At 62.9% G+C, this 24,518-nt stretch carries 21 protein-coding genes and 2 pseudogenes; 8 read left to right on the plus strand and 15 right to left on the minus strand.

Going from position 1 to position 24,518, the window contains the following annotated elements; all coding sequences use genetic code 11:
* Positions 1–111 (plus strand): annotated as a pseudogene (locus tag MUU54_RS11970) (UTP--glucose-1-phosphate uridylyltransferase); the annotation flags it as partial.
* Between the two features lie 50 nt (positions 112–161).
* Here MUU54_RS11970 and MUU54_RS11975 read toward each other — a convergent pair.
* Positions 162–1,751, minus strand: coding sequence for an outer membrane beta-barrel protein (locus MUU54_RS11975; protein WP_247244257.1), 1,590 nt, complete (start codon positions 1,749–1,751; stop codon positions 162–164).
* Positions 1,752–1,882: 131 nt separating this feature from the next.
* On the opposite strand from MUU54_RS11975, the gene MUU54_RS11980 reads away from it, so the two are divergent.
* Positions 1,883–2,878 carry a KpsF/GutQ family sugar-phosphate isomerase gene (locus MUU54_RS11980; RefSeq protein WP_247244479.1) on the plus strand — a complete coding sequence of 332 codons (996 nt, stop codon included), beginning with the start codon at positions 1,883–1,885 and terminating at the stop codon, positions 2,876–2,878.
* Here MUU54_RS11980 and MUU54_RS11985 read toward each other — a convergent pair whose 3' ends face one another.
* The 7 genes from MUU54_RS11985 to MUU54_RS12015 form a co-directional block, all read right to left on the minus strand.
* Positions 2,879–3,334: an NfeD family protein gene (locus MUU54_RS11985; RefSeq protein WP_247244258.1), complete on the minus strand. Its 456-nt coding sequence runs from the start codon at positions 3,332–3,334 to the stop codon at positions 2,879–2,881.
* Between the two features lie 4 nt (positions 3,335–3,338).
* Positions 3,339–4,391, minus strand: coding sequence for an SPFH domain-containing protein (locus MUU54_RS11990; RefSeq protein WP_247244259.1), 1,053 nt, complete (start codon positions 4,389–4,391; stop codon positions 3,339–3,341).
* Positions 4,392–4,460: 69 nt separating this feature from the next.
* Positions 4,461–5,495: a ferrochelatase gene (gene hemH / locus MUU54_RS11995; protein ID WP_247244260.1), complete on the minus strand. Its 1,035-nt coding sequence runs from the start codon at positions 5,493–5,495 to the stop codon at positions 4,461–4,463.
* Between the two features lie 121 nt (positions 5,496–5,616).
* Positions 5,617–7,701: a 5'-nucleotidase C-terminal domain-containing protein gene (locus MUU54_RS12000; RefSeq protein ID WP_247244261.1), complete on the minus strand. Its 2,085-nt coding sequence runs from the start codon at positions 7,699–7,701 to the stop codon at positions 5,617–5,619.
* 209 nt (positions 7,702–7,910) lie between these two features.
* On the minus strand, positions 7,911–8,276 hold the full coding sequence (gene omp10, locus MUU54_RS12005) for an outer membrane lipoprotein Omp10 (protein ID WP_247244262.1): 366 nt from the start codon (positions 8,274–8,276) through the stop codon (positions 7,911–7,913).
* A 151-nt stretch (positions 8,277–8,427) separates the two neighbouring features.
* Positions 8,428–9,876 carry a homospermidine synthase gene (locus MUU54_RS12010; protein ID WP_247244263.1) on the minus strand — a complete coding sequence of 483 codons (1,449 nt, stop codon included), beginning with the start codon at positions 9,874–9,876 and terminating at the stop codon, positions 8,428–8,430.
* A 237-nt stretch (positions 9,877–10,113) separates the two neighbouring features.
* Positions 10,114–11,010: a LysR family transcriptional regulator gene (locus MUU54_RS12015; RefSeq protein WP_247244264.1), complete on the minus strand. Its 897-nt coding sequence runs from the start codon at positions 11,008–11,010 to the stop codon at positions 10,114–10,116.
* 108 nt (positions 11,011–11,118) lie between these two features.
* Here MUU54_RS12015 and MUU54_RS12020 point away from each other — a divergent pair, with 108 nt between their 5' ends.
* A complete protein-coding gene (locus MUU54_RS12020; protein ID WP_247244265.1) occupies positions 11,119–11,841 on the plus strand; it encodes an SDR family oxidoreductase in 723 nt (240 codons plus the stop codon).
* A 10-nt stretch (positions 11,842–11,851) separates the two neighbouring features.
* Positions 11,852–12,190 (plus strand): Atu4866 domain-containing protein, encoded by a 339-nt coding sequence (locus tag MUU54_RS12025; RefSeq protein ID WP_247244266.1) that lies wholly within the window; start codon positions 11,852–11,854, stop codon positions 12,188–12,190.
* On the opposite strand, the gene MUU54_RS12030 is transcribed toward MUU54_RS12025, so the two are convergent.
* The 3 genes from MUU54_RS12030 to MUU54_RS12040 all read right to left on the minus strand — a co-directional run bounded on the left by MUU54_RS12030 (position 12,187) and on the right by MUU54_RS12040 (position 15,924).
* On the minus strand, positions 12,187–12,849 hold the full coding sequence (locus MUU54_RS12030; protein WP_247244267.1) for an aminotransferase class IV family protein: 663 nt from the start codon (positions 12,847–12,849) through the stop codon (positions 12,187–12,189). The genes MUU54_RS12025 and MUU54_RS12030 overlap by 4 nt on opposite strands.
* Positions 12,798–13,958: an aminodeoxychorismate synthase component I gene (locus tag MUU54_RS12035; protein WP_247244268.1), complete on the minus strand. Its 1,161-nt coding sequence runs from the start codon at positions 13,956–13,958 to the stop codon at positions 12,798–12,800. Before MUU54_RS12035 ends, MUU54_RS12030 begins: the two co-directional genes overlap by 52 nt.
* Before the next feature lie 112 nt (positions 13,959–14,070).
* On the minus strand, positions 14,071–15,924 hold the full coding sequence (locus MUU54_RS12040) for a M3 family oligoendopeptidase (RefSeq protein WP_247244269.1): 1,854 nt from the start codon (positions 15,922–15,924) through the stop codon (positions 14,071–14,073).
* A 166-nt stretch (positions 15,925–16,090) separates the two neighbouring features.
* Here MUU54_RS12040 and MUU54_RS12045 point away from each other — a divergent pair, with 166 nt between their 5' ends.
* Complete coding sequence (locus MUU54_RS12045) at positions 16,091–17,656, plus strand: sigma-54-dependent transcriptional regulator (RefSeq protein ID WP_247244270.1); 1,566 nt, start codon at positions 16,091–16,093, stop codon at positions 17,654–17,656.
* Between the two features lie 188 nt (positions 17,657–17,844).
* Complete coding sequence (gene mepK / locus MUU54_RS12050) at positions 17,845–19,668, plus strand: peptidoglycan L,D-endopeptidase MepK (protein ID WP_247244271.1); 1,824 nt, start codon at positions 17,845–17,847, stop codon at positions 19,666–19,668.
* A gap of 220 nt (positions 19,669–19,888) precedes the next feature.
* Here the strand turns inward: mepK and MUU54_RS12055 are convergent, their stop codons facing one another.
* From MUU54_RS12055 to MUU54_RS12065, 3 genes are all read right to left on the minus strand, one after another.
* Positions 19,889–20,161, minus strand: a complete 273-nt coding sequence (locus MUU54_RS12055; RefSeq protein ID WP_247244272.1) for a DUF2312 domain-containing protein — start codon at positions 20,159–20,161, stop codon at positions 19,889–19,891.
* 88 nt (positions 20,162–20,249) lie between these two features.
* Positions 20,250–20,558, minus strand: coding sequence for a DUF1244 domain-containing protein (locus MUU54_RS12060; RefSeq protein WP_247244273.1), 309 nt, complete (start codon positions 20,556–20,558; stop codon positions 20,250–20,252).
* A 21-nt stretch (positions 20,559–20,579) separates the two neighbouring features.
* Complete coding sequence (locus MUU54_RS12065) at positions 20,580–21,371, minus strand: N-formylglutamate amidohydrolase (RefSeq protein ID WP_247244274.1); 792 nt, start codon at positions 21,369–21,371, stop codon at positions 20,580–20,582.
* A 278-nt stretch (positions 21,372–21,649) separates the two neighbouring features.
* On the opposite strand from MUU54_RS12065, the pseudogene MUU54_RS12070 reads away from it, so the two are divergent.
* Both MUU54_RS12070 and pyk read left to right on the plus strand, forming a co-directional pair.
* A pseudogene (locus MUU54_RS12070) lies at positions 21,650–22,033 on the plus strand (DUF1036 domain-containing protein); the annotation flags it as partial.
* The gene (gene pyk, locus MUU54_RS12075) at positions 22,033–23,472 is read left to right on the plus strand and encodes a pyruvate kinase (RefSeq protein WP_247244275.1); all 1,440 of its coding nucleotides are present in this window, start codon (positions 22,033–22,035) and stop codon (positions 23,470–23,472) included. The pseudogene MUU54_RS12070 and the gene pyk, both read left to right, overlap by 1 nt.
* Here the strand turns inward: pyk and MUU54_RS12080 are convergent.
* A complete protein-coding gene (locus MUU54_RS12080) occupies positions 23,469–24,518 on the minus strand; it encodes an alpha/beta fold hydrolase (RefSeq protein ID WP_247244276.1) in 1,050 nt (349 codons plus the stop codon). The two genes, pyk and MUU54_RS12080, sit on opposite strands and share 4 nt — an antisense overlap.

A 24,518-nucleotide genomic window follows, 5' to 3' on the forward strand; every position in this document is an offset into this window, starting at 1 on the left:
GGCGCCAAGGACGGCTTCATTCTCGCTAACCTTGCTTTCGCCCTGCAGCGCGGTGATATCCGCCCAGCGATCGAGGGGCCGCTGAAGGATATGGTCGGCAAACTCGGCTGAGCTGGTATGACCTAAAGGAACGAGCGCCCGGCAAAGTGCCGGGCGTTTTGCTATCGGCGAAGGGTAAGGCCGAGGCCGGCTCGAAGCGTCTTGGTGTCTGTGCCGACGCGGTCGGTCAACTCGTATTCCAATGCGGTCGTCAGATCGAGATAACGGCTCAGGCTCCAGGTCACGCCGGCGCCGGTGATCCAGGTCGTCTCGTCCGCAGCATCCGGGAACTCACGCTGCGTTGCTCCACCTGTCAGACGGCCGACGAGGTTGTGCCGCAGCTGGTGGGTCACGGTCGCCGCCGCGTTATACTCAATCCAGCCGCTTGCACCCGGCGAGGTCGCGTCCTGCAGCGTCGTGCCTAGCGCCAGCTCCACATCCGTCCCGCGGCGTGGAGACCAGAGGACGCGGGTATCCAGCGCAATCCCGTCGAGTGTCGCCAGCCGCCCGTCGTCATAGTCTACCCACTCGTAGCCGGCTCCGAGTTCCCCCCTCAGCTTCTCGCCAAGATCGAACTCGACGCCACCGCGCCCGCCATAGGTCCAGGAGGAGCGCTTGTAGCCAGCAATGTCCTGCCGCTCGTCGTAGAACGTTCGACCGCCGCGGATCTCGACGAAGGGAACGAGGGCGGGGGAGAGCTCGTAGCCGAGGCGCAGTCGGCCATCAACCAAGGTGCGGTCGCGGTCGCTGAGGTCGAGACTGGAGCCGTCCCGTAGCTTTGCATCGCCATAGATCTCGCGATTGACGCCCATCCCGACCAGGCCGCGGATCAGACCGGCATCGCGCTCCAGGGTCATGCCGCTGCTGAACTGGTGGACGGTCGACTGCGTGGAAGCCCCGCCGACGGCGTTCGGATCGCTGTTGTCTTGCCGCTCGAAGTCATAGTCGGCGGAGATGTTGGCGACGGTGTCGTCGGCCAGATCGAGCCGCAAGTTGGCATCGATCTGGCCCTCCGGACGCGGATGGTTGCCGTCGTCGATGTTGCGCTCGATGATTGTTTCGCCGCTTACGGACAGCTCGTGCCTTGACCAGTCCGAGGTCAGCGTCCCGCGGATTGTGGTGCCGAGGTAGTTGCGTTTCGTCTCGTTGGACCCGTCCCGGATCGTTTCGCGGTTGATCGACTGGCCGATGGATGGGCGCAGGAGCACAGTACCGAGGCGAATCCCTGTAGGATCGGCGGGCGCGGCAGGTGCATCGGAAAGGTCGGCGTCCTCTGCCGGGGGATCGAGCAGATCCTCATAGGGCTGGTTGAGGTCTTCCACATAGGGCGAATCATTGACCGGCGTGCTGTTGCCGGCACTGGTCGCACCGGTGACAAGTTCGGGCACGTCCGTATCCGCAGAAGCGGCTCCGGCGGAAGCCGCCGGTTCTGAAATCGCGCTGCCGGTGGTCGAGGCACTCCGGTCGGCGCTTGTGGCGGATGCAGCGCCGCGAAGCGGTGCGATGCCGACGGGAGGTGCGGATGCCCACGTTCCTTCGCCACTCGCATCTGCGATCCCGAAGTTGGATGTGGTCTCCTCGGGCGGTTGGGAAGGATACGGGCTTTGTGCGACGGCCGGAGCAGGGGCGATGAGAGCCGACGAGACGAGCAAAAGTGCCAGCGCATTTCGCTGCGCCGCAGGCCGCCCGCCTTGCTGGTCCGTTGCTCTCATCTCAGGTGCCTGGTCTTGCCGATTGTTACGCGACCGTAAAGCGTCATGGTTAACAGAGCGTGAGGGACGTGGATTATTGCCTTCCGCGCAAGCCGCTAGACTTCAATCCGCGAAGGCATTACATGCCGCTGATGATCAAGAGCGCAGCTAAATCCGTCGAGACTGACGTTATCCAGTCCGCCCTGCGGACGATCGACATCGAAAAGAGCGGCCTTTCGGCGCTGGAGCTGGCGCTGCAGAACGGGCTGGCAGATCCGTTCCGGCGGGCGGTCGACCTGATCCTCGGGCTCAAGGGACGGGTGATCATAACCGGGGTTGGAAAGAGCGGCCATATCGGTGCCAAGCTTGCAGCATCGCTTGCCTCGACAGGGACACCGGCATCTTTCGTCCACGCCGCGGAAGCCGGACATGGTGATCTTGGCATGATTTCGCGCGACGATGCGGTACTCGCTGTCTCCTGGAGCGGCGAGACGGCGGAACTGCAGACGATCGTCGCCTATTGCCGCCGCTTTTCCATCCCCCTGATAGCGGTGACGGCGGGCGAGCTGTCGACGCTGGCAAGGGAGGCCGATGTCGTGCTGCTCCTGCCGAAAGAGCAGGAAGCTTGCCCGCATGGGCTTGCGCCGACGACGTCGACGCTCATGCAGCTGGCCGTCGGCGATGCGCTCACCGTGGCGCTGCTGGAGGCCCGGGGCTTTACGGCACTCGATTTTCGCGTGTTCCATCCGGGCGGCAAGCTCGGCGCGATGCTCAGCCATATCGGCGACCTCATGCATACGGGGGATCGCGTTCCGCTGGTGCCGAAGGGAACTCCTCTGCCCGATGCCGTGATGGTGCTTTCGGAGCGCCGGTTCGGCTGTGTCGGCGTGCTGGACGATGATGGGCGGCTCTGCGGCATCGTCACCGATGGCGACTTGGCGCGTGGGCTGAACCTCAACCTCGGTGCGATGCGGGTCGATGACATCATGACCCATTCGCCGAAGACCGTCGGTGAAAAGACGCTGGCGACCAAGGCGATGGCCATCCTCAACCAGCACAACATCTCGGCATTGATCGTCACGGACGAGGACAAGCGTCCGGTCGGCATCGTGCATTTCCACGATCTACTGCGCGTCGGCGTCGCCTGATCAGGCCGCTTCGACCCTGACGTCACGGCCTTCGGCCGAGATCACCCGCACGCGGGTTCCCGCCGGCAGATCTGGCCCGATCACCGGCCACCATGTGTCATCCAGATGGATCCGGCCACGGCCTTCGCGGATCGGCTCGTGTAGGGTGGCCGTGCGCCCGACGAGGCTTTCGCCGCGCCGGTTTAGCAGCGGCTGGTCGCTTTCACCCTTGTCGGAATAGAAGCGCCGCCCGGCGAAGGCCAGCACGATGGCGAGCCCCGCGAAGAGCACCAGCTGCAGCTGCCAGGCCCAGAAGGCCGCCTCCCAGAGGAGGAGTGACAGGGCGCCGATTATGATCGCTGCCAGCCCGATCCAGACGAGGAAGACGCCCGGTGCCAGAAGCTCGGCCGCCAGAAGCACGATGCCGAAGATCCACCAGCTCCAGGGGCCAAGGGTTGAGAAGAGGCTCGCCAGCATGATCTCAGCTTTCGCCGCGCGGCGCGAACGGGTTCGCGGGGCGTTGCGGGGCCGGGGGTGCGGGAGGCGTGGAGCGCGGCGGTGCCGGTGGGGCAGGCTGTTGCGGTGCGGCGGCGCGAGGACGCGTCGGTCCATCACCATCGCCGAACACTTCCTTGGCAATCGCGCCGATTCCGCCGAGCGAGCCGATCAGCGACGACGCCTCCATCGGCATCAGCACGATCTTCGAGTTAGGCGCCTTGCCGATCTCGGCCAGCGCTTCGGTATAGCGTTGCGCGACGAAGTAGTTGATGGCCTGGACGTCGCCGACCGCAATGGCCTGCGAGACGGCCTGCGTCGCCTTCGCTTCCGCTTCGGCCAGACGCTCGCGTGCCTCCGCCTCCCGGAAGGCTGCCTCGCGCTCACCTTCCGCCTGCAGGACGGCGGCCTGCTTGGCGCCCTCGGCCCGCAGGATCTGGGCGTTGCGCGCACCTTCGGCTTCCAGCACCTGGGCGCGCTTTTCCCGCTCGGCCTTCATCTGCCGGCCCATGGCCTCCACCAGATCGGCGGGCGGCTGAATGTCCTTGATCTCGACGCGTGTGACCTTGATGCCCCAAGGCCCGACGGCTTCGTCGACGACCCGCAGCAGGCGCTCGTTGATGATTTCGCGGTTTGACAGCAGCTCGTCGAGATCCATCGACCCCATGACCGAGCGGATGTTGGTCATGGTCAGGTTCTGGATCGCGTTGCGGAGATCCGAGATCTGGTACGCGGCCTGCGCCGGGTTCAGTACTTGGTAGAAGGCCACCGCATCGGCCGAGACGCTGGCATTGTCCTTGGTAATCACCTCCTGAGTCGGAATGTCCAGCACCTGCTCCATGACGTTCATCCGGGCGCCGATGCGCTCGATGAAGGGCGTGATCAGGTTAAGGCCGGGATCGAGCGTGCGGGTGTAGCGGCCGAACCGCTCCACCGTATAGCGATAGCCTTGCGGCACCGTCTTGATCCCCGCAAACAGCACGAGGATCACCAAGACGACAATGGCGATGACGACGATATCGAGGCCGCCGAGAACCATGCTCATTCCTCCAGCTATGATAGTGGAAGATTGCCTATCATGTTACCCTCGGGAGGGAAATAACGGTAATCAGATCCAGCCCTGGAGTTCGCGCCGGACGACCTTCTCCAGCACGCGCATGCCTTCCGGACTGTCGTTCAGGCACGGGATGTGCAGGAATTTCTCGCCGCCGTGATGCTCGAAGATCTCGCCCGCCTCGCCGGCGATCTCTTCCAGGGTTTCAAGGCAGTCGGAGACGAAGCCGGGATTGATCACGGCGATGCGCTTGACGCCTTCGTCACCGAGCTTTTCCATCGTCTTGTCCGTATAGGGCTGCAACCATTCTTCCGGCCCGAAGCGGGACTGGAAGGTGACCATGAACTTCTCCTTCGGCAGGCCGAGACGCTCGCGCAGCAGTCGGCCAGTCTTCTGGCAATGGCAGTGGTAGGGATCACCCTTCTTGAAATAAGACTGCGGGATGCCGTGGAAGGAGGCGACCAGCATTTCCGGTTCCCAATCGATCTTTGCCAGTGCCTTCTCGACGGAGATTGCGAGGGAATCGATGTAGTCCGGATCGTCGTGATAGGGCGGAACCGTGCGGAGCGCCGGTTGCCAGCGCATCTTCATCAGGTGCTCGAACGCCTTGTCGTTGACGGTTGCCGTCGTTGATGCGGCGTACTGCGGATAGAGTGGGAAGAGCAGGATCTTTTCACAACCGGCGGCCTGGAGCGCGTCGAGCTTCGAGGCAATCGACGGATTGCCATAACGCATAGCCCAATCGACGACGACGTTAGGCAGATCCTGCAGTGCGGTGGCCATCAGCTCGCCCTGGTTGCGCGTGTAGGTGCGCAGATAGCTCTCGTTGCGCTCCTTGTTCCAGATCTCCTCATAAGCCTTGCCGACCTTCTGGGGGCGCTTGTTGAGGACGATGCCGTAGAGGATCGGATACCAGTAGAGTCGCGACCACTCGATGACGCGCTTGTCGGAGAGGAATTCTGCGAGATAGCGGCGCATCGGCCAGTAATCCGTCCCGTCGGGGGTGCCGAGGTTCACGAGAAGCACGCCAACCTTCCCGAACTTGACCTGCGGGTGACCAAGCGGCATTTGGCTGACAGTCGCATCCATCTTCTTATTCCGATTGCTGTTTCGCCGGCTACTACGGCACGGCGAGAGGTTCGGTTCTATCTAGAAAGAAAAAACGGCCCGGGAAAGCCCCGGGCCGCATGTCGCTGCGGGACAAATCGTCTTAGTTGGCCGGCAATTCCACTTCCTGTCCTACGATCAGCAGGTTCGGATTGTGCAGGCCGTTTGCCTCGGCGATCTTCGCCCACATTGCACCATCGCCGTATCTTTGGACCGCGATCTTCCAGAGCGAGTCACCCTGCACGATCACATAAGTCGTGGCTGCGCCCTCTGCGGCAGCCGGCGCTGCTGCGTCTGCAGCGGGCGCCGGTGCTGGCTCAGCGGCGGGTTCAGGAGCCTGGGCCGCGGGCGCCGGCGTCTGCTGTGCAGGCGCTTCGCTCGCGGGTTCCGGTGCAGCAGGTGCCTGGGCTGCCGGTGCCTGACTTGCAGGTACCTGGGCGGCCGCCGGAGCCTGTTCAGACGAAGCGGGAGCAGCCGGTGCTGCCGCCGTCGGGGCAGGTGTGGCTGGTGCTGCCGTCGTTCCGGCAGGCGCTGCCGGTGCCGCGGGAGATTCCGCCGTGGCGGGCGGCGTGTAGTCGGCTGGCGTCACGTCCGTGATGCGGCCATCGGTATAGGGTTCATAGGGGCTGTTGGCCGACAGGTAATCTGCAACAGCTTGCTCCAGGTTCGGGCCGAAGTCATAAGGGTTGATCGCCTTGGTGGCGAAGGTCTTGTAGCCATCCCCACCGCCGCGGACGTAGTTGTTGGTGACGACGCCATAGGTCTTCTCCGGATCGATCGGCGCGAAACCATCGCCTTCCTTGACCTGGGCGTCGCTGATCCGCTCGCCGACCGGCTTGGAGCGGTCGAAGGAATACTTCAGCCCTGCAACCTGCGGGAAACGACCGGCGATCTCTTCGATCTGGCTGACGCCGTTTTCAAGCGCGGCGACGATGTCGGAGCCCTTGAGCTGGAAGGTCGCGACCGTGTTCTGGAACGGCAGCACGGTTAGCACTTCGCCCATAGTCACGTCGCCGGAATCGATCGAGGCCCGGAGGCCGCCGCTGTTGGCGATCGAGATCGTGATGCCCTGATCCTTGACGCGGTCGAGCTGTGCATCGGCCACCAGGTTACCCATGGAGCACTCCTCGACGCGGCAGATGTTGCGGTCGCCGACGATTGTGTCCTGCGATGATCCCACGACCTTCTGCTTCAGTTCCTGCAGGGGCTTGCCGAGCTCTTCCACCTTGGCGGCGTAACCGGCATCGGGAACGACCGCGGAGTCGAGCAGCTGAGGAGCGCCTTCGGCGGATGTCACGACGCCCTCGTCGTTGAAGACCACCTTCAGGTCACCAAGGTATTTGGAATAGGCATAGGCCTGCACGATCGGCACCTCAACGCCGGCCGGGTTCTTCACCATAGTCGGATAGGGGCCTGAGGCCTTCTCGTCGGTGCTCGAGAGAAGCGTATGGCTGTGGCCGCCGACGATGACGTCGATCCGTTCGACGGCTGCGGCGATTTCCTTGTCGCGCGCGTAGCCGACATGGGAAAGGAGCACGATCTTGTCGACGCCCTGGGATTCGATCTCCTGGACGGCCTTCTTCAGATATTCCACCTCGTCTTCGAAGCTAATCTTGTCGCCGGGCGAAGAGGTTTCGTCGGTGTCCGTTGCGAGGACGGAAACGACGGCGACCTTCTCGCCGCCCATTTCCTTGATGACGTAGGGCTCGTACTTGCCGGAGAGGATGCTGTCCTGCGTGGCGATCGTGTTGCCGGAAATGATCGGGAATTCGGCGGCATCGATGAACTTCAACAGTTCTTCCGGCCCGTCGTCAAATTCGTGGTTGCCGATCGCCATGGCGTCGAAGCCAATGCCGTTCATGAAGTCGGCAATCGGGCCGCTCTTGAACATGCTGTAGAACAGCGAGCCCTGAAACTGGTCGCCGGCATCGAGCACCAGCACGTTTGCGTCCTGAAGCTCGCCGCGGCGGCTGTCGATGGCGGTCTTCACGCGGGCGATGCCGCCGAAGCATTCGTTCTTTTCCGTTTCTTCGGCAGAGCAGGTGGAGTCGTACTTGTTGATCGCCTCGATGCGGGCGTGGAGATCGTTGATGTGCAGGATATTGAGTTCGTAATCGGCGAGTGCCGTGCCGGCAAACAAAACGACAGCCGATACCGTCATCAGCCCCAGTCTCAATGTCTTCATCATCTTTCTCTCCTGGTTGAGGGCCTGAGGGCCTCGCGCCGCCCGCTCTCTCGTGGCAGTTGAGCTGCCCGGGCGCCGAACGCTGCTAGCATGTTTCCATCAAGGAGATGCGACATCAAGGGAAATGTGCCGTGCAAGGACGCCGGTTAAGCATGTGCAGCCAAAGAAAAACCCCGCCGAAGCGGGGCTTTTGGAACCTGCTGCTCACCGGGTCAGGTGCGGCGCGTGAGCGAGAACTGCGCGCCGCTGTCCTGCGTGCAGTTCAGCTGGCTCGGCGTCACCAGCGCGCAGTTGACGCGCGACTGCGTGTTGCGGACGAGCGACGTCATGTTGATCTCGACGAGCGTCGGCGAGAGCGACGTATAGGTACCGGATGCCAGCAACGTATTGCTGTCGGTTGAGCGGGTGCTGAAGGTGCCGCCCTGGAAGGTCGAGACGATGCCGTTCGGATCCGCCCAGGTGCCTTCGACACCCTGCGGCTGGGCCTGTATGGGCGGAAGGCGAGACGGTGGCGGCGAGGAAACGCAGGCAGTCAGCGTGGCGGCGGCAATGAGCACGATGCTCGCTTTCAATTTCATGATCGGTGTCTCCCGCAATTCGTCCGGCCTGTGCCGTTTTAACACGACCTTCTATGTAGCGCAGCCCGGCGGCTTGCACAGCCTCCTTTACCGCCTTTCAACAATGGAAGGTTGCCGGAGAGGCATCCTTCCCTGCTGACGACGTCAGTGCTCAGCGCACGAGGATGTTGCGGAACTGCCAGGGATCGGAGGTGTCGATATCCTCCGGAAAGAGGCCCGGGCGGCCATCGAGCGGAGTCCACTCGGTGTAGTGGCCTTCCACCGGCCCGAGATAGGGCGACTGGACTTCCAGGCAGCGCTTGTAGTCGACCTCGTCGGCCTCGACGATGCCGGCCTTCGGGTTCTCCAGGGCCCAGACCATGCCGGCCAGAACCGCCGAGGTCACCTGCAGGCCGGTCGCGTTCTGGTAGGGCGCGATGCGACGCGTTTCTTCCAGCGACAGACGCGAGCCGTACCAGTAGGCATTCTTGTCGTGGCCGTAGAGGAGGACGCCGAGCTCGTCGACGCCGTCCACCAGTTCGTCCTCGTCCAGCACGTGCTGGACCGGTTGCGCATGGCCGCCATTGCCGAACATCTCGTGCAGCGAAAGGACTGCGTCATTCGCCGGGTGATAGGCGTAGTGGCAGGTTGGGCGGTAGCTCACTTCGTCATGCTTGTCGCGGACGGTGTAGTAGTCAGCGATCGAGATGGACTCGTTGTGGGTGACGAGGAAGCCGTATTGGGGGCCGGGCGTGGGGCACCAGCTGCGTACGCGGGTGTTCGCGCCCGGCTGCTCCAGATAGATCGCTGCCTTGCAGCCCTTCTTGTGCTTCTTGGCGTTCTTCGGCATCCATTCTTCATGGGTGCCCCAGCCCAGTTCGGCCGGCTGCAGGCCCTCGGCGATGAAGCCTTCGACGGACCAGGTGTTCCAGAACACGTTGAGTGGCTTCGGGTTCTTGGTGCGCTGGGTATCACGCTCGGCGATGTGGATGCCCTTGACGCCGACCTTCTTCATCAGCTTCGCCCAGCCCTCGCGATCATCGACCGAGGGCTCTTCGTAGTTGATGCCGAGGTCGTTGGCGATGTTGAGCAGCGCCTGCTTGACGAACCAGGAGACCATGCCCGGGTTTGCGCCGCAGGTGGAAACGGCGGTGGTGCCGCCCGGGTTTCTCGCCTTTTCCTGGCGCACCGTTTCGCGCAGCGCGTAGTTCGTGCGATCGGCGTTCTTGACCGAGGTGTCGAAATAGAAGCCGAGCCAGGGCTCGACGACGGTATCGATGTAGAGCACGTCCATCTTGCGGCAGAGCTTCATCAGGTCGAGCGAGCCGGTGTCGACGGAGAGATTGACGCAGAAGCCTTGGCCGCCCTTGCCATCGTCGAGCAGAGGCTTCAGGAGATCCTTGTAGTTCTCCTTGGTGACATGTCCCTTGATGTGCTTGACGCCGTGCTTGACGAGAAGCTCCGCCTCGTCGTCGCGCGGATCGATGACAACCATCCGGCTCTTGTCGAATTTGAAGTGGCGCTCGATCAGCGGCAGGGTGCCGCGACCGATGGAGCCGAAGCCGATCATCACAATCGGGCCGGTGATTTCGCCATGAACCGGATACGTCATTTCACTCATATGCTTCTCCTTCAGAGCCGCGGCATCACGCCGCTGCGCCGTGGGCTGACAGGGTACGGATGAGAGCGCTCAATCGCAAATTCGCGCGCTCTAGATCATAAATCCTCGTCACAATAAAGAGGTTGCAGAGGGGGGCCGGAAAAACGGCAGATGAGGCTTTGCCGGGCGTCATGGCAGGGTGTCAAAGCCTCTCCGGTGCTTGCTTGGCTCAGAGTTGTCGCTCGGCGGTGCAGACTGTCACGGCTGCCGGTTGCGGCGCAGGTGGTCCATCAGCGCCCGCAGCTTCGGCGCCATGTTGCGGCGGCTCGGATAGTAGAGATAGAAGCCGGGGAAGCGGGGGCAGAAATCCTCCAGAAGCGGCACCAGTTCTCCCCGATCGATCGGTCCTCGGGAGCTCTCTTCCATACCAAAGGAAATGCCGGCGCCGGCGATAGCGAGCCGGACCATCAGGGACATGTCGGTGGTGGTGATCTCGTCGCCGACCGCAACGGAGAGCTCCTTTCCGTCCTCTGCGAACTCCCAGCGGTAGGAGGCGACGCCGGCGGCGGTTCTCCAGCCGATGCAGCGGCGTAAGGAAAGCTCGCGTGGATGCTGAGGCGCACCGTGGCGTTCAATGTACGCAGGGGAAGCGACCGCAAGCTGCCGCTGGTCGCCGGAAACGGGAAGGGCAATCATGTCCTGCGCGATCACCTCCCCCAGCCGCACGCCTGCATCGTATCCTCCCGCGACGATATCGAATTCATCATCCGTGACGGTAACATGGATCTTTACCTCCGGATTGGCCTCGGCGAAGGAGGCCAGAAGGTCGCCGGAAAGGAAGCTTTCGGCGATGGAGGAGACGGCGAGGTTCAGCTGACCGCGCGGGCGGTCCCGCAGGTTTTCCGCTGCCTCCACCGCTGCCTGCAGGCCAGCAAGGGCAGGGGCTGCATCGGCGTAAAGCCGCTCGCCCGCTTCCGTCAGGGACACGCTGCGGGTCGTGCGATTGACGAGGGCGATGCCCATCGATTCCTCAAGCTTGCGCATGATCTGGCTGACGGCCGCCCGCGTGACGCCGAGGCAGTCTGCAGCGGCGCGAAAGTTCTTCTGTTCTGCAACGGTGACGAACACAGTCAACGCATTGAGATCGACTGTCATTGGTTAGATCCGCTTACCAATCCGGAAACGTTGAGGTAGCTACCGCTGACAATGGCGCGTCCTTACCTTCCGATCAAGCTCAATGAAGCTTCACGGAAGGAGAGAAAGATGGAAAAGATCGTACTCATCACCGGCGCATCAAGCGGTATCGGAGCAGGAATCGCCCGCGAACTGGTGAAGGGCGGGGCGACGCTGATGCTCGGCGCGCGACGGACCGACCGGCTCGAGGAACTGGCTGCGGAGGTTCGCAGCAATGGTGGGACCGTCGTCGTCCGGCGGCTGGACGTCACGGATCGCGAAGACGTCGCTGCCTTCGCGGCAGCCGCCCGGCAGCAGTTCGGGCGTGTGGACGTGATGATCAACAATGCCGGCATCATGCCGCTTTCACCGATGGCTTCCATGAAGGTCGACGAGTGGGACCGCATGGTGGACGTCAACATCAAGGGCGTGCTGCACGGCATCGCTGCGGTTCTGCCGGAGATGACGGAGCGTGGCTCCGGCCACATCATCAACATCGCATCAATCGGGGCGCTCCAGGTCGTGCCGACGGGTGCGGTCTACTGCGCCACGAAGTTCGCTGTGCGGGCTATATCCGACGGGCTGCGGCAGGAGCATGACGACATTCGCGTCACCTGCATCCACCCGGGCGTGGTCGAGAGCGAGCTCGCCTCTACGATCACCGATCCGACCGCAGCCGACGCGATGAAGAGCTACCGCTCGATTGCGCTTCAGCCGGAGGCGATCGGCCGTGCCGTCCGCTTCGCCATCGAGCAGCCGGAGGACGTCGACGTCAACGAGATCGTCGTGCGGCCGCTGCGTTCGCCGAATTGAGGAGAAGACGATGCCAACCAGAAACACGATCCTGATTGCCGCGGCCTTGACTGCTGCGGCCTGCAACACCGCAACTGCGGAGGACAAGATGACCAAGCAAACCGAGGTACAGACCCACCCTTACGTCGGCATGTGGGTGACCGACGACAACCGCGTGCGCCACGAGCTTCTGCCGAACGGCCGCTATGACGAGGTGCGCGGAAACCGCGAAAGCGCGTATCAAGGCAGTTACGTCGTCACCGGAAGCCACATCGACTACTGGGACGATACCGGCTTTACCGCCGACGGCGAATTCGTTGACGAGGATACGCTGCATCATGGTGGCATGATCTTGCGGCAGGTACGCTAACTTCCGTCCAGAAGCTCAGCCGGGATCAGGCCCCGCAGGGAATTCCCGACAAAGAGCCGGCGGTTCGCAAGCGCCGCCGGCTTCAGCACTTCTGCCCGCGCCTTGCCATCGCGGATCAGTTCTGCTCGCAGGATTCCCGGCAGGAGCCCGCTGGAAATCCCGGGCGTCAGCAAAATACCGTCGGCGCCTTCGACAAAGAGATTGGTGATGGTGCCTTCGCAGAGCTCGCCCCGCTCGTTGAGCAGGAGCACCTCGTCGGCCTCTTCGCGTAAAAATTCGGCGCGTGCCGCGTCATAGGCGTCTCGCCGCGTGGTCTTGTGCCGCAGGAAGGCGTCATCTGCAGAAAGACGCTGCTTGGCGATGCGCAGGCGCCAAATCTTGTCGACCGGCTCAGGTTCGAAGGGCGTCGTGGTGACTTCCGTCTTGCCGCGATAGGTAACGGCCAGCCGCACCCGGAGTGGCTGGTCGCCGCCGGTTGCCAGTTGAAGTGCGGTCGCGGGATCGACCGGCGGAAGGAACCCGAGGGCATCGATGGACCGCCGCAGACGGCGCAAATGCTGGTCGAGACGCAGGAATCCGGTGCCGGGCTCCCAGCGCATGGTTTCGATCAGCGCGAGATCGCCTGATTGCCTATCGCGAACTTTGCCTTGAGAAGACATTCGTCATATTCCGCCTCGGCATTCGAATCGATCACGATGCCGCCGCCGACATTGAAGACAGCCTTTCCGGTGTTGAAAAGGGTCAAGGTGCGGATTGCCACCGAAAATCGCATGGGGCCCGCCGGATCGCACCAGCCGATTGCGCCGCAATAGACATCCCGCGGACCAACCTCCAGCTCGGCGAGGATCCGCATTGCCCACATCTTCGGCGCGCCGGTGATGGATCCGCAGGGAAAGAGGGCGGTGAGGACGTCCGGCAGGCCGATCTCGGAGCGCAGCTTCGCCCGCACATGGCTCACCAACTGGTGCACGGTCGGATAGGTCTCGACGGCGAAGAGCTTGGTGACGGAGAGCGTGCCGACGTCGCTGATGATCGAGATATCGTTGCGCAGGAGGTCGACGATCATCCGGTTTTCGGCCTGTGTCTTTTCGTCCGCCAGCAATGCCGCGACGATGGTCGCGTCCTCCTGCGGCGTGGAGCCGCGTGGTGCGGTGCCCTTCATCGGATGAGCCTCGATCCACCCGTCCCTATCGACCTTGAAGAACAGTTCAGGTGAGCGCGAGAGGATAACGGGTCCGCCGAGATCGACGAGGGCACCATAGTGGACGGGTTGGCGGGCGGTGAGCGACCAGAAGGCGGTGGGCGGATCGCCGCTCCAGCGGGCGGTGATCGGCATCGTCAGGTTTGCCTGGTAGCAGTCGCCGCGCCGTAGGTGCTCGTGCAGGTGCTCGAAGCGGGTGCGATAGGCCGCAAGATCCCAAGCGGTGTGCGGCCTACTCAGGAACGACTCTTCCACGGCAGCGTCGGGCGGTGCGGCGAGGCGATGATCGGCCGGTGCCGGTTCGTCGAAAACGCCGAACGTCAGCAGCGGCGTCTCGCGGTGGTCGACGACAAGCGGCCGGAGTTTCTCCTCGAAGACATAGCCGGCCTCGTAGGAGAGGTAGCCTGCTAGCCAGAAGCCGCCGCGGCGCGCCTTTTCCAGCCGCGCCAGCGCCGGCAGCACCTCGTCGGCCGTTCGGGCGGTGACGATTTCCCGCGGGTTGTCGAAGACGATGCTCTCGCCGCGCTTGTCGTCGCGAAAGAGGATGTAAGGCTGGTGCTTTTCCATGCCCGCTTATCCACCGGATGCCTGAAGACATCCTCCGCCGGGGAAGCAGAGGATGTTTGCGTTTTGTCTGAGCATTGAAACGAGACGGAAAGCAAGTGGCCGCCGGACGGGCTCAGCCCCTGTCCAGCGCTTCTAGTTCGTCGATCAGGCCCTCGATCATCGACAGGCCCTTGGACCAGAAGGAGGGGTCGGTGGCGTCGAGGCCGAATGGCTTCAGCAGTTCCGGATGATGCTTGGTGCCACCGGCCTTCAGCAGCTCGAAATACTTCTGCTGGAAGCCCGGCTCGGCGTTCTGGTAGACGGCGTAGAGCGAGTTTACCAGGCAGTCGCCGAAGGCATAGGCGTAGACATAGAAGGGCGAATGGATGAAGTGGGGGATATAGGCCCACCACGTCTCATAGCCTTCCGAGATGCGGATTGCCGGACCGAAGCTTTCCTCCTGAACGGACAGCCACAGCTCGCCGATCTGTTCCGACGTCAGCTCGCCGTCCTTGCGGGCGGTGTGGAGCTTGCGCTCGAACTCGTAGAAGGCGATCTGGCGCACGACCGTATTGATCATGTCCTCGACCTTCTGGGCGAGCATGGCCTTGCGCTCGCGTTTATCCTTGGTCTTCTCCAGGAGTGCGCGGAAGGTCAGCATCTCGCCGAAGACGGAGGCGGTTTCAGCCAGCGTCAGCGGCGTCTGCGCCATCAGTGCGCCCTGTTCGCCGGCCAGCACCTGATGCACGCCGTGGCCGAGCTCGTGGGCAAGCGTCATCACATCGCGCGGCTTCCCCATATAGTTGACGAGCACATAAGGGTGCGCAGAGGGCACGGTCGGATGGGCGAAGGCGCCGGGCGCCTTGCCGGGGCGCACCGGCGCATCGATCCACTCCTCGTCGAAGAAGCGGCGGGCAATGTCCGCCATCTGCGGGGCAAAGCCGGCATAAGCGGAGAGCACCGTTTCCTTCGCATCCGGCCAGGAAATCAGCGCCTTCGGCGTCTCAGGGAGCGGCGCGTTACGATCCCAGAAGTTCATTTGCTCCATGCCGAGCCACTTCGCCTTCATGGCGTAGTAGCGATGCGACAAGCGCGGATAGGCTTCCCGAACGGCAACAGCCAAGGCGTCGACGACCTCGCGCTCCACCCGATTGGCGAGGTGGCGGCTGTCGGCAATGTCGTCAAAGCCGCGCCAGCGGTCGGAGATTTCCTTGTCCTTGGCGAGCGTGTTGGTGATCAGCGTGAAGACGCGGATGTTTTGCTGGAAGGTCTTCGACAGCGCTTCCGCCGCCTTGTGGCGAACCGGCTCTTCCGGCTCCTGCAGCATGTTCAGCGTGATCTCCAGCGGGAGCTTCTCGCCGTCGACCTCGAAGCGTAGCTCCGCCATCGTCTCGTCGAACAGCCGGTTGAAGGCAGCGGCACTGGTCATCGACTTTTCGAGGAAGAGCTGCTCCAGCTTGTCGTCGAGCTGGAAGGGCTTGTCCTTGCGCAGATCGATGACCCAGGGGCGGTAGTGCGCCGCCTGCGGGTCGCGATCGAGTGCGGTGTCCATGGTCGCGTCATCGATGCGGTTGAGCTCCAGGGCGAAGAACAGGAGGTGAGAGGCGAGGTCCGTCAGCTTCGACTGAACGTCGCCATAGAACTTCCCATTCGCAGGATTGGACGTGTCGGAGAAGTAGGTGAGGCCGGCAAAGGAGCCAAGCTTGCCAAGCAGATCTTCCAGGATCTCATAATCCTTGAGCGCCTGGCCAAGGCCATCTGCGCCCGTATTGGCGGCGGCGTCCGTGAGGCGGCCCTTCCAGCGCGCTTCGAATGCCTTGGAGAGGTCTGCGGCCTTTTCCATGTCCGTCTTAAACTCGGCGGAGTCGCGGGAAGGATAAAGGTCCGACAGCTTCCAGATCGGCAGCTCGCCCAAAGAGGTGGCCGTTGATGCTGCCTGTTCCGCAGATGCCTGCTTCACCGGCGCGGTGATCTCGGGACGTGTCATTCTACCTTCTTCCTTCTCATCGCGGTCGCTCTCACCGGTCCTGTTTTCCGTGACAGCCGTTAAAATGCAAGCGTTTCTCAAAAGACGATCTTCAAGCCTTTCTGACACAACCGGCATCATTCCGTACCCCCACCTGGGACATTATGATTGATGTCGGGAGCCGAGCATGATCGCCCAAATCCTCGTGATAGATGAAGATCCTATCCAGCGTCGCCTTCTCAAGGGTGCGCTCGAAACGCATGAGTATGTCGTGCACCTTGCCGAGAACGGAGGTGCAGGGCTGGAGTTCCTGCGCCGTCACGGCAATCAGATCGACGTGATCGTGGCTGACGTGACGACCACTCCCGCGGACGGCGAGAGACTTCTCGCGGAAATTCACGAGGCGGGTTTCAGCACCCCCGTTATCGTGCAGACGAGCCATGCAGGCAGTGATGCGGTTGTGCAGGCGATGCGTGCTGGCGCATTCGATTTCGTCAATCGGCCGGTCTCTCCGGAGCGGATCTCAGCCTCGGTTGCAAATGCCCTGAAGCTTGGGCGGAAGAACGGCCGTGGCAGGACGACCCGCAGATCCCGCGGTGGGGCAGTTGCACTCGACGATATTGTTTCGGCCAGCGAAGACATGCTGCGCGTGCTCGATCTTTCGCGTCGCGCGGCCCAATCCTCCATCCCTGTCGTGCTTGAAGGCGAGCCGGGTGTCGGCAAGGAACTTGTCGCGCGCGCCATCCACACCGCCAGCGACCGCGCCACGAAGCCTTTCATTGCCGTCAATTGCGGCGCAGTGCCGGCGGAGCTCCTGGAACCGGTGCTCTTTGGAAGCGACCGGCAGGCCGGCAAGTTTGCCGAAGCCGATGGCGGTACCCTGTTCCTCGACGAGATTGCCGACTTCCCGTCGGATGTGCAGGTAAAGCTGCTGCGTGCGGTTCAAGACGGAGTGGTTCAGCCGGTCGACTCTTCAAACGTCGTAGCCGTCGATGTAAGGGTGATCTCAGCAACGGGCAGGGACCTCATCGAGGAAGTCAGGGAAGGCCGGTTCCGTGAAGACCTTTATTACCGCCTGAACGTCTTCCCCATCACGATCACGGCGCTCCGCCGGCGCAGGGAGGATATCCCGCATCTTGCCCGCGTTTTCGCCGAACGCTTTTCCGTGGAACAGAAACTGCCGCGTCCGGTCAAGGTTGGCTCGGCGGCCATGGCGCTGCTGACGGCACATGACTGGCCGGGCAATGTGCGGGAGCTGGAAAACGCGATGTTCCGAGCTGTCGTGCTTGCTCAGGGCGAGGAACTGGTGGAGCACGACTTCCCACAAATCGCCGCACAGCTGCCACAGTTTCACGGCGGGGGTGACTGGGTCGCAAGTGCGTCGTTGGAGACAGCGTTGCGCCAGGGGCAATCTGCTCCCGATGGCCGCGGATCGTCGCCTCTGTCGCGCCTTTCGCCGGACGCCTTCCGGACGATGCCTCCCCGTCCGGCCCGCCCGGATCCGCGTGCGCTTCTGGCTGCCGCTTACCCCGCAGCGAGCATCTCCGAAAATGCCATTCCGACTGTCGACCCCACGGGCGAGGTGCGCAAACTTGCCGAAGTGGAAGAAGAACTTATCCGGTTTGCGCTGAAGTTCTACCGGGGGCAGATGAGCCAGGTGGCGCGCAAGCTCGGGATCGGCCGATCGACGCTTTACCGCAAGCTCAAGGATTACGGTATCGATCCTGACGATCCGGTGAAGGAGGCTGCTTGAGCAGAGGCGTATTAGCGAGCGTTAACTTTCACGCAAGGATGTTCTGCCAGCTTCTGTCAATCGCTCGGTAGCGAATTGTTGACTCTGCCGAGGATAGTTGTGATTGTGTGGCAAATTTGCCATCGTCTCACCTTAATTGACGGTCATTTACGGCAACGAGGGATGTTGTCGACAGGACGGGGATCGCCTTGCCGGATCTGAATGTACAGAAGGCGCCTGCGGGCGTAAGCAAACGGCTACGCAAAGGCGGTCTTCTGAGGTCCCTGTCTGCAGGCATCGTTTCCTGTCTTGCGGCAGCCTGTCTTGCGCTGCCGCTGCTCGCTGCCTCCGCCACGGAGGCGTCCGCCGAGACGCGCAGCCTCAAGCTCTACTTCATCCACACGAAAGAACGCGCCGAAATCGTCTTCAAGCGCAATGGACGATATGATCAGCGCGGTCTCCAGCAGATCAACCAGTTCCTGCGCGACTGGCGCCGCAACGAGCCGACGAAAATGGACCCGCGGCTGTTTGATCTCGTATGGGAAGTCTACCAGCGCAGCGGTGCGCGGGACTATATCCACGTCGTGTCGGCATACCGCTCGCCGGCCACCAACGGGATGTTGCGTTCGCGCAGCAAGGGGGTCGCAAAGAATAGCCAGCACATGCTGGGCAAGGCGATGGACTTCTACATTCCGGGAGTGAAGCTTGCGACGCTGCGCAGGTTGGCGATGCAGATGCAGGTCGGCGGCGTCGGCTACTACCCGACATCCGGCTCGCCCTTCGTACACCTTGATGTCGGCGGCGTGCGCGCCTGGCCGCGGATGAGCCGGCAGGAGCTTGTCAGCATCTTCCCGAATGGGAACACGCTTCATCTGCCGGCGGACGGCAAGCCTCTTCCGGGCTACCAGCAGGCGCTGGCGGACTACAAGAAGCGCATCAGCGGCAGCAGCATCGAGATCGCCAGCACCGCCGGCGGCAGCAGCCGCTCGCAGGAAAAGAAGCGCCCGAACCTGTTCGCCGTGCTCTTCGGCGGTGGCGACGAGGATGAGGATGCCGATGCGATCGCCGCCCCGGCGGTAGAAGAACGCCCGACGCAGGTCGCTCCTGTACAGCCGCAGCCGCAGGCGCCGGTTATGGTCGCCGCGGCCGAGCCGCAGGGCTTGCCGGGCGTCGAGACGATTTCTGCACCTGTGCCCCAGTCACGTCCCGCCTTCCGCCAGGACGGTGGACCCGGCGGCCTTGCAACCGCGCTTTATTCGCCTGCTCGCAATGCGGCGCAGGAGGCCCTGCAGGCAGCGCTTCCGCCGACGCCACGTCCGGCAGAAGGACTGGCCGCTCCCGAAGGCGAAGCATTTGCCGATCTGCAGCAGTACGCCATTCCCGTTCCGACGCTGCTTAGTGCCCGCGGTATGAAGGGCGACAGCGAGGGCGGCGTGATGGCGGCCTCGGCCACCGGCGAGCTGCCGGAAGAGGTTCTGGCGTCGATCCCGCTGCCGGCCGCACGGCCTTCCGTTGCCGAACCGCTGCTGGCGTTGGTGACGGCTGATGTCGAAGCTGAGGCCGAGCTCGACGAACAGCAGGAACTGACGCCTGCCGTCGTTGCGGCTCTGGCCGAGAGCGGCGCCTATGCCCGCTCTGCCATCGCCGCCCCACAGACGCCGGAGCCTGCGCAGAAGCCGGTCGAAGTTGCGTCCATTCCTCAGGCTTCGAACTCTGTTGAGGCGATGCGCTTCGGCGACGGGTTCGACGCGCCCGCGCCGGCAGCCGAGGTGACCGCACCGATGAAGGGTGGCCGCTCTGCAGCCAGCGCCAAGCAGGAGGCCGTTCCGGCACTGACTGGCGATCTTCTGACGAAGTGGGCCCTCAGCAACAATCGTGTCGCAGAGGTGGCCTCGGTCAAGGCGCCCCGCGTTGTCACCCGCACCTTGAACAGCGAGTATTCCGCCGCCTACGCGGCAGGTGCATTCAAGCCGGTGACGCGAGCCGCAGTGATCGATCTCAACCGCTTCAGTTCTGCACCGGCGACCCGCTGAGGTCGGTCAGCATACACAAAAAACCCGCCTCGAAGGCGGGTTCAGCTTGATGACAAACCCCCGCCCCACCTTCTCAAGGACCCAGATTCACGGAACGTCTCTGAATCGAAAAGCGAACGGATCGGAGTCGAAGTAGCGCCAGCAAAGGCAAAGAGGACTTTGTCAGCAGTCTGAACCCGCCTCGAAGGCGGGTTTTTTCGTCTGTACTGCGTGCTGCTAGTTAAGCCGCGTCCTGCTCCGGAGCGCCCTCGATCATGCCGAGTGCCTGCAGGTAGGTGTCGAGGATCAGGTCCTCTTCCATGCGCTCCTGATCGTCCTTCTTGCGCAGCGCGATCACCTTCTTGAGGATCTTGGTGTCGAAGCCCATGGACTTGGCTTCGCCGTAGACGTCCTTGATGTCGTCGGCGATTGTCTTCTTTTCTTCTTCCAGTCTTTCGATGCGCTCGACAAATGCGCGGAGTTGGTCGCGAGCGACGCCATGAGCATCAGACATCGAGGGTCTCCTCTTGGTGCGGGGTTTTGAGATTGTTGTGTCACCTGCCGCGAAGGGCGCCGAAGGTCAAGCCGAATCGACCGTGGCCTCAGTGATCAACGGGCTTGTTTCGTTCGAATGCGGCTTTTTGATCGCCAGTCGCTTCGTTCTGGTGGCGTTTCTTCCATTCCTCATACGGCATGCCATAGACAATTTCGCGAGACTGGTCCTTGGTGATGTCCAGGCCGGCCTCCGTTGCGGCGTCGAGGTACCAGTTCGAGAGGCAGTTGCGGCAGAAGCCTGCAAGGTTCATCAAGTCGATGTTCTGCACGTCCGCCCGTTCGCGCAGGTGCTGCAGGAGACGGCGGAATGCCGCAGCCTCTAGTTCCGTCTTCTGCTGGTCGCTCAGTTCGATCATGGCCTTGCTCCGATCCTTAGTTCAGGTGGGGTAGGGGCCCGTGCGGGAGGCAAAGACCTCATAGTGATGAAGAAGCGGGTCCTCGTTCAATCGAGCGAAAACCGGCGCGAGGCGATCCGCCCATTCGTTGATGCCCGCTTCATCTCCGATCAGGTCCTGGCGCACTTCCAGCAGCGCATGGGGGGTGCCGGACGTCATGCAGTGGCGATACATGGTGTCGCCGCGCAGTGCCCCATCATACGGTTCGTTGTCGCCAATCACCAGACTTTGATCCTCGCGCAGCATCGAGAGAAGGGGGTGGACGGCGCGGTAGTCCGTGTCCCACAGGACTGCGGCATGCCACGGGCGGGGAACGCCTTTCCATGTGGGCGTGAACGAGTGGAGCGAGAGGACGAGCGGCGCCCGCCCTGACGCACCTGCCTTGGCAAGTGTTCGCTCCACGGCGCGGTGATAGGGGCGGTGGTAGATCTCCAGCCGCCGGTCCCACTCCTCCTCCGAGATCGGATAGTTCCCGGGAATGATCGCGCCGTCGGAGATCTTCATGATCAGCGTCGGATCGTCCTCACCGCGGTTGGGATCGATCAGCAGCCGAGAGAAGCAGCCGAGCACCGCAGGAACGTTCAGCCGTGCGGCGAGCCTCCGCGTGAGGCCTTCGATACCGATGTCATAGGCAATGTGCCGGCTGAATGCGCTGTCGGGCAGGCCGAGGCTGCCATATCCCTGCGGCAGCCGGTTCATCGCGTGGTCGGCGAGCAGGACCATGCCGCCGTCATAATCGCCTTCTATGATCTCGAAGGGTACCAAATCCTGCATGGGGAAGAGCTGATCCTGACATGAGTTTGATGAGTGTGGGGTTGATCGCATGCGGCGGTCAAAGGCGCAAGCTTGCTTCCATTCCTGCCGGTTCGCCGCCGGTATAATCGATTAGACTTGCGTTGACTTTCCACCCCTGCCGGGCGAGAAAGTGCTTCGCGAATAACCATGGGGTCCCATCGGAAGCCGTGTCCAAATCAATCCGCTTTTCTCTTATCCGCCCGCTCAGCATGGTGCCGGCACTGGCATTTGCCGTGTCGCTCGGCGTGCCGCTTCTGGCCGCCGGCGCAGCGCATGCGGACTTCCGCGTCTGCAACGGCACGCAGAACCTCGTCGGTGTGGCGATCGGCTATCGCGCCCAGGAAGGCTGGACGACCGAGGGCTGGTGGCAGGTTCCCGCCTCCACATGCGCTACGCTGATCGAGGGCGAGCTGCAATCCCGCTACTACTATCTCTATGCGGAGGACGCCGCACGCGGCGGCCGCTGGACCGGTGATGTCAACATGTGCGTCGCCGAGAACGAGTTCAAGATCGTTGGTGTGGAGGACTGCTTCGCGCGGGGCCATCAGCGCATGGGCTTCAAGGAATACGATACCGGGCGCCAGGGCAGCTGGATGGTGCAGCTCTCGGACGCACCAAGCACGCAGGAAGGCCAGAATTGATGAAGCGTAACCGCAAAGTGAAGATCCTCGCCACGCTCGGCCCGGCCTCTTCCGAAGAGGACATGATCCAGAAACTGCACGAGGCAGGTGCTGATCTGTTCCGCATCAACATGAGCCATGCCAGCCACGAGATGATGCGTACACTGATTCAGCGCATCCGTTCTGTCGAAGAGCGTTGCGGCCGCCCGATCGGCATTCTTGCCGACCTTCAAGGGCCGAAGCTGCGCGTCGGGAAGTTTGCCGAAACGAAGGTATCACTGGAGCCCGGCCAGACCTTCACGCTCGACAATCGTGACGAACCGGGTGATTCCACACGCGTCTTCCTGCCGCATCCAGAAATCTTGGAAGCGGTGAAGCCGGGCCATCGGCTGCTGATCGATGACGGCAAGCTCCTGCTGCGGGCCGAGAAGACCGACGGTACGAAGATCGTCTGTACCGTCGTGTCCGGCAACAAGATCTCGGATCGCAAGGGCATAAGCCTTCCGGACACGCTTCTGCCAGTGGGTGTTCTAACCCCGAAAGACCGGGCCGATCTGGATGCGGCGCTGGCAACCAACGAGATCGACTGGGTGGCGCTGTCCTTCGTACAGCGCCCGGAAGATCTTGCCGAAGTCCGCAAGATCGCCCGTGGTCGGGTCGGCCTGATGTCGAAGATCGAGAAGCCGCAGGCAATCGAGCGGATCGAGGAGATCATCGAGCTTTCCGACGCCCTGATGGTTGCGCGTGGCGACCTTGGGGTAGAGATGCCGCTCGAGGCGGTTCCCGGGCTGCAGAAGCAGCTGACGCGCGCCTGTCGTCGGGCCGGCAAGCCGGTGGTCGTCGCAACCCAGATGCTGGAATCGATGATCACCTCGCCGGTGCCGACCCGCGCCGAAGTGTCCGACGTCGCGACCGCCGTCTTCGAAGGCGCCGACGCCATCATGCTTTCGGCCGAATCCGCCTCGGGCGAATACCCGGTCGAGGCGATCGCCACCATGGCCTCCGTTGCCAGCACCGTTGAGCGCGACCCCTATTACTCCAACATCATCTACGCCCAGCGCCCGACCCCGGAAGCCACCGGCGCCGATGCGATCTCCCTTGCAGCACGGCAGATCGCTGAAACGCTGAGACTGTCGGCCATCGTCACCTACACCTCTTCGGGAACGACGGGCCTACGTGCCTCACGCGAGCGGCCGCAGGTGCCGATCATTGCGCTTTCGCCGATCGTGCAGACGGCACGCCGCCTTTCGGTCTGCTGGGGCCTGCATTGCGTGGTCGCTAAGGACGCCGAGGATCTGGACGACATGGTCAACCGTGCCTGCCGCATCGTCGTGTCGGAAGGGTTCGGCAAGGCGGGAGATCGCATCATCATCTCGGCAGGTGTTCCGCTTGGTACGCCCGGCGCCACCAACATGCTGCGCATCGCCTATATCGGCGCCGACGGCCAGAGCGGGATCTAGGGCTCGAGCGGTGCTCCGGGCGCCTGCGCCGCGACGCCGTCAGGCCGCGTGACCGGGACATCAAGGCGGCTTGCAATCGTCTGCAGGTCGCGCTTGCGGCCGGCGAGCTTCTCGATCGCCGCGACGGCAACTTCGGTCGCCATGTAATCGGGCTTGTGGCCGCACTTGTCCACCCAAACCAGTTCCGAGTCATCGATGTCGAGCTTGAGGCCGGCCGAGTGGATCTCCTCGGCCACGACACCATCACGGTTGCCGCTGATGATGACCGTCGGCGCCTCAATGTTGTGGTAGGTCGGCGCCACGCGGCGGGCATAGTCGTTGAGGTTGACGACGTCGATCGCGTTGTTGCGGAAGTTCCGAGGACGAACCGCCAGTGCGGGGGCGCCATGCTGCATGTACTCCTCCGGGCGTGGATTGGGGTCGAACACGCTCTTCGTTGCTTGGCCGAGCCGCATCAGGCCCGCCGGAATGAGCACGGTGCGGGTGAAGAGCCAGCCGATATAGGGCTTGGCTGCAAGTTCATAGTACCAGTCAACGCCGCCCGGCCAGGGATGCGTCGCCGGCGCGAGCAACACCAGCCCTATCGTCTTTTGCGGCTGATAGAGACCGAAGCTCGCTGCAACGGCGCCGCCGAAGGAGTGGCCGACGATGATGGCCTTGTCGATGCCGCGGGCCTCCATCAGGCTGGCAATGGCTGCTGCCTGGCCATCTGGCCACGCATTCTCCTCGCCGCCACGCTCGGAATAGCCGTGCCCCGGACGATCGACGAACAGCAGCTCGGCACGGCCTTCCAGCGATGGACGAAAGGCGGCTTCCTGGTCGCGCAGGTTGCCGCCCGCACCATGGATGAATACGATCGGCGGCAGATCGGCGTCGGGGCCCGCCGGGATGTGGAGGGAGTTCATCTGGAACTCGCCAAGGTCGATCAGTTCGCCGCGGTTGGGGAACTCCTCTTCGATCGCATGCGCCTTCCAGGCGGAAAAGCCCATAGCTGCGGCGATCACTCCGGCAATGACGACGGGTACGGCAATGACAAAATGAAGCAT

The organism is Pseudorhizobium tarimense, assembly GCF_022968135.1.
In the GTDB taxonomy this organism is placed as follows: Bacteria; Pseudomonadota; Alphaproteobacteria; order Rhizobiales; family Rhizobiaceae; genus Neorhizobium; species Neorhizobium tarimense.

Bases quoted from the DNA above. Each gene is read 5' to 3' on its own strand.
- MUU54_RS12035 (WP_247244268.1), bottom strand. From the start codon at position 13,958: ATGGAAAAGCACCAGCCTTACATCCTCTTTCGCGACGACAAGCGCGGC.
- MUU54_RS12025 (WP_247244266.1), top strand. From the start codon at position 11,852: ATGCCAACCAGAAACACGATCCTGATTGCCGCGGCCTTGACTGCTGCG.
- MUU54_RS12055 (WP_247244272.1), bottom strand. From the start codon at position 20,161: ATGTCTGATGCTCATGGCGTCGCTCGCGACCAACTCCGCGCATTTGTC.
- MUU54_RS12080 (WP_247244276.1), bottom strand. From the start codon at position 24,518: ATGCTTCATTTTGTCATTGCCGTACCCGTCGTCATTGCCGGAGTGATC.
- MUU54_RS12010 (WP_247244263.1), bottom strand. From the start codon at position 9,876: ATGAGTGAAATGACGTATCCGGTTCATGGCGAAATCACCGGCCCGATT.
- MUU54_RS11990 (WP_247244259.1), bottom strand. From the start codon at position 4,391: ATGGTTCTCGGCGGCCTCGATATCGTCGTCATCGCCATTGTCGTCTTG.
- MUU54_RS12000 (WP_247244261.1), bottom strand. From the start codon at position 7,701: ATGATGAAGACATTGAGACTGGGGCTGATGACGGTATCGGCTGTCGTT.
- MUU54_RS12015 (WP_247244264.1), bottom strand. From the start codon at position 11,010: ATGACAGTCGATCTCAATGCGTTGACTGTGTTCGTCACCGTTGCAGAA.
- MUU54_RS12060 (WP_247244273.1), bottom strand. From the start codon at position 20,558: ATGATCGAACTGAGCGACCAGCAGAAGACGGAACTAGAGGCTGCGGCA.
- omp10 (WP_247244262.1), bottom strand. From the start codon at position 8,276: ATGAAATTGAAAGCGAGCATCGTGCTCATTGCCGCCGCCACGCTGACT.
- MUU54_RS12040 (WP_247244269.1), bottom strand. From the start codon at position 15,924: ATGACACGTCCCGAGATCACCGCGCCGGTGAAGCAGGCATCTGCGGAA.
- MUU54_RS12020 (WP_247244265.1), top strand. From the start codon at position 11,119: ATGGAAAAGATCGTACTCATCACCGGCGCATCAAGCGGTATCGGAGCA.
- MUU54_RS11980 (WP_247244479.1), top strand. From the start codon at position 1,883: ATGATCAAGAGCGCAGCTAAATCCGTCGAGACTGACGTTATCCAGTCC.
- MUU54_RS11975 (WP_247244257.1), bottom strand. From the start codon at position 1,751: ATGAGAGCAACGGACCAGCAAGGCGGGCGGCCTGCGGCGCAGCGAAAT.
- hemH (WP_247244260.1), bottom strand. From the start codon at position 5,495: ATGGATGCGACTGTCAGCCAAATGCCGCTTGGTCACCCGCAGGTCAAG.
- MUU54_RS12065 (WP_247244274.1), bottom strand. From the start codon at position 21,371: ATGCAGGATTTGGTACCCTTCGAGATCATAGAAGGCGATTATGACGGC.
- pyk (WP_247244275.1), top strand. From the start codon at position 22,033: ATGAAGCGTAACCGCAAAGTGAAGATCCTCGCCACGCTCGGCCCGGCC.
- MUU54_RS11985 (WP_247244258.1), bottom strand. From the start codon at position 3,334: ATGCTGGCGAGCCTCTTCTCAACCCTTGGCCCCTGGAGCTGGTGGATC.
- MUU54_RS12030 (WP_247244267.1), bottom strand. From the start codon at position 12,849: ATGTCTTCTCAAGGCAAAGTTCGCGATAGGCAATCAGGCGATCTCGCG.
- MUU54_RS12045 (WP_247244270.1), top strand. From the start codon at position 16,091: ATGATCGCCCAAATCCTCGTGATAGATGAAGATCCTATCCAGCGTCGC.